General features: G+C 36.2%; 3 protein-coding genes. 1 reads left to right on the top strand and 2 read right to left on the bottom strand.

Annotated features, from left to right (window positions below):
• Window positions 1-582, bottom strand: a 582-nt coding sequence (locus tag CALSC_RS24560; protein WP_143288371.1) for a serine/threonine-protein kinase, incomplete at its 3' end; no start/stop codon positions are given.
• A 616-nt stretch (window positions 583-1,198) separates the two neighbouring features.
• Window positions 1,199-2,083, bottom strand: a complete 885-nt coding sequence (locus tag CALSC_RS24555; RefSeq protein WP_088243836.1) for a phosphate/phosphite/phosphonate ABC transporter substrate-binding protein — start codon at window positions 2,081-2,083, stop codon at window positions 1,199-1,201.
• Between the two features lie 359 nt (window positions 2,084-2,442).
• On the opposite strand from CALSC_RS24555, the gene CALSC_RS24550 reads away from it, so the two are divergent.
• On the top strand, window positions 2,443-3,109 hold a 667-nt coding region (locus CALSC_RS24550; protein ID WP_143288370.1), incomplete at its 3' end, for an FHA domain-containing protein.

Here is a 3,109-nt window from a genome sequence, read left to right as displayed (position 1 = left end):
ACCCACAAAGGTTGCTTGGGTTGAATGTCCCATTTCTTTGATATCTGCTATTTGTTTTCCCACCCCAAAATCAATCAACACGGGTAAATTTTTACCCTTTGGTAACATAATATTATCTGGAGAAATATCTCTATGGATTATTTGATGGTGATGTACATATTGCAAAATTGGTAGGAGATCTTTGAGCCACTGGATTACTTCTGGCTCAGAAAATACTTGCCCTGCAGCTTGTCGTTCTCCTAATATGGTGGAGTAGGTTTTACCATCAACAAACTCTTGGACTAAAAATAGGCGACCATCTCCTTCAAAACAGGCTAAAAAGCGGGGAATTTGTGGATGTACAAGCTTATAAAGAATTTTTGCTTCTCTGATAAAAAGATTACGGCATTTTTCTAATTCATTTTTCCCCGTACCAATGGGAGCAAATTCCTTCAATACGCAAGGTTCGTGAAAACGACGAGTATCAAATGCCAAGTATGTTCTTCCCAATCCTCCTTGTCCCAAAAGTTTTTGGATGAGATAGCGGTTATCAATTACGGTTCCCGATGGGATCTCTGGCTTTAATAGTGGGGATTGAGACATTCCAATCACACTCCTACAAATTTTTACTTAGTTATTTAATAATTTAGGGATTGAGATAAGTAGGTAGGCGTAAAAAATTATCGTTTGGATAAGGTAGAGGGCGGGGAGCAGGAGGAAAAATGGTTTTAGCCCTATTTACTTTTCTCCACATGGTTTGGCTTTATTGTGCCGACTTACTTAATACAATTTGAGATTTGAAAAAACAGATAATCTGTTGTTAATTGGGGATTATGAAAAATTAACTTTTCATCAACAAATTGTTCCAAATTAAGTTATATACCCAATTCAATGTATAAAAAGTTGTATAGGGTTTTCTTTGATGATATGGCAATAACTGGAAAAGTTAAGACATATTCAATTACGGAAGGGTATTTCGGCATATAACTCCAATTACCCTATAAGATAAGCTATACACAATTAATGACCCTGTGATTTTCCGCCTTCTACTAGAAATATAAAGACAAGAGACTTTTATTTTAGTATTTGGAGTACTCCCAAGGATAATTTTTGACACATATATTCTTTTATGAATAAATTCACCAAATTCACCTAAAAATTCGCAGATCAATAGTTAATTTTCGTTAAGTTAAGTTAAGTTAAACTATTTAAATGCTTGTTATTTTGATTCTGATTGGTTACGAATTAAGACAGCAGGTGTGTTTTTAACTGCTGATTCTAGAGGTCTGACTTTTTCTACCAATTGAATAAACTGTTTATATTTAGGGACTTTAGCATCTGGAACGTAACCTGCATCCCCTGTGATATCTGCTGGTGCTTCAGCCATGATTTTTTGAATTTGTTGTTGTCGATTGATTTCAATGGTGGGTGCAATCACAACAACTCCAGGTGGAACCCAACGGCTAGTATGTATGGTTCTAAATTGGGTATTGGGGAACTGGCGCTTATGAATTTCAAAATCCCTTTCCGATAAAGCACCTGCTTCTACAGTTCTATTCTTGATCAACTCTAATGCAGTGTTTGGAGTGGGTGCAAAACGAACTTGAGTCAAGGTTAAACCATAAAGATCATATAGGGGTAGATAGTAACCGGATGCGGAGCCAGGTTCTCCTAGAGCAACGGTTTTATTGCTCAAATCCTTGATGTTTTGGATGGGGCTATCATTCAGGACTATGATTAATGAGCGTTCTCTACGGCTGACACTTTCCATCGAGAACAAAGGTACATACAATTCTTTGCCAATAGCAATCGCGGCTAAACCAGGGGTTGCAAATACAATATCCCAATTTTTGCGTTTAATTTGAGTAACTGCTTGTAGTTCGTTGTAAGCGGGTTCTACATCAACTCGAATGGAACGAGTTTTAGTGGCAATATAGTCTTTAAAACGATTGTACTTATCTAAGGAAACCTTTCCCTCACCGTAACTAACGACACCAATAGTTAATTTTTCCGGAGAAGGGGTGGGTGTTTTTGTATTACATCCTATGCTTAGCAACCCAATTAGTACTAAGATTTTTACAAGTGAAAAACGACGGTAAAACATATTATTCTGGAGTAATCATGTTATAAATAGCAGCCTGAAACTATATATTTAATCTTATCATCTCTCTTTAAGCTTCTATGGGTTATCAATGCTTGAGAAACATTAACTATTAAGCCAATTTAACGCTGTTAGTAGATGTACCTAAAAAAAAGAATCTATTTGATGTAGACAGATTAATTATAGTAGTGGGGATACAAGGACGCAATCTCAAAAATTAATAATTTTTCATCACAAATACCTAATTTATAAAAAATGAAAAATCTTAAAGGTGTGTATTTTATATAGTAGATATGCTTTAAGTCAATCACTGATTAAAAATATTTTTAATTATCACTGAGAACTGAGAATTGAGAACTAAAATGGCTGGTAATTTTGAACAACCCACTCAAGTCACTCCTAAACCTTTTTTGGAAATCAACAACCAAGGTCAAGTTTTGCGGCTAGATTTAGAAAAATCAGAACATCGTTTGGGAAGAGGAAGAGAGTGGGCGGATTTAGATGTACCTGTTGGATGGGAAGTTTGTTCTCGGCGACAAGCTATTTTAATTAAAGAAGGAGATGAATATAGAATTTTTGATGGAGATAAAAGTCATCCCAGTCGCAATGGAATATTTCTCAACCAGAATCGGATTGATTTTCAGGAGGGATATTTATTAAAAAATGGAGCGCAACTGGAAATTGGACAATCTCCCCATAACCGGATTGTACTCACCTATTTTAATTCTAGTGCTAGTCCCAATGTTATTCCGACTAAACGTCGCTTGGTCTTGAAAGATTTAAAAGAATGGCCTGTACAATTGGGTCGTGGGTTGAATAGCAATCGATATGCTTCCATGCAATTAGATGCACCCACAGTTTCCCGCTTACACGCCACAATTTTACCTGATGGGAAAAACGGGCATATTCTTCAAGATAATAGTACAAATGGTACTTTTGTTGATGGTCAATGGATTGACAAACGGGTGCAACTCCAGCCTGGAAATATCATTCACATTGGCCCTTTTAGCCTACTTTATCAGCGAGACT

It is taken from the genome of Calothrix rhizosoleniae SC01 (genome assembly GCF_900185595.1).
Classification (GTDB): domain Bacteria; phylum Cyanobacteriota; class Cyanobacteriia; order Cyanobacteriales; family Nostocaceae; genus Calothrix_A; species Calothrix_A rhizosoleniae.
The sequence above is the reverse complement of the archived record's forward strand: the minus strand, read 5'-3'. Positions and strand labels throughout refer to the sequence as shown.

Coding starts and splice junctions, on each gene's coding strand:
- CALSC_RS24555 (WP_088243836.1), bottom strand. CDS start 2,083: ATGTTTTACCGTCGTTTTTCACTTGTAAAAATCTTAGTACTAATTGGG.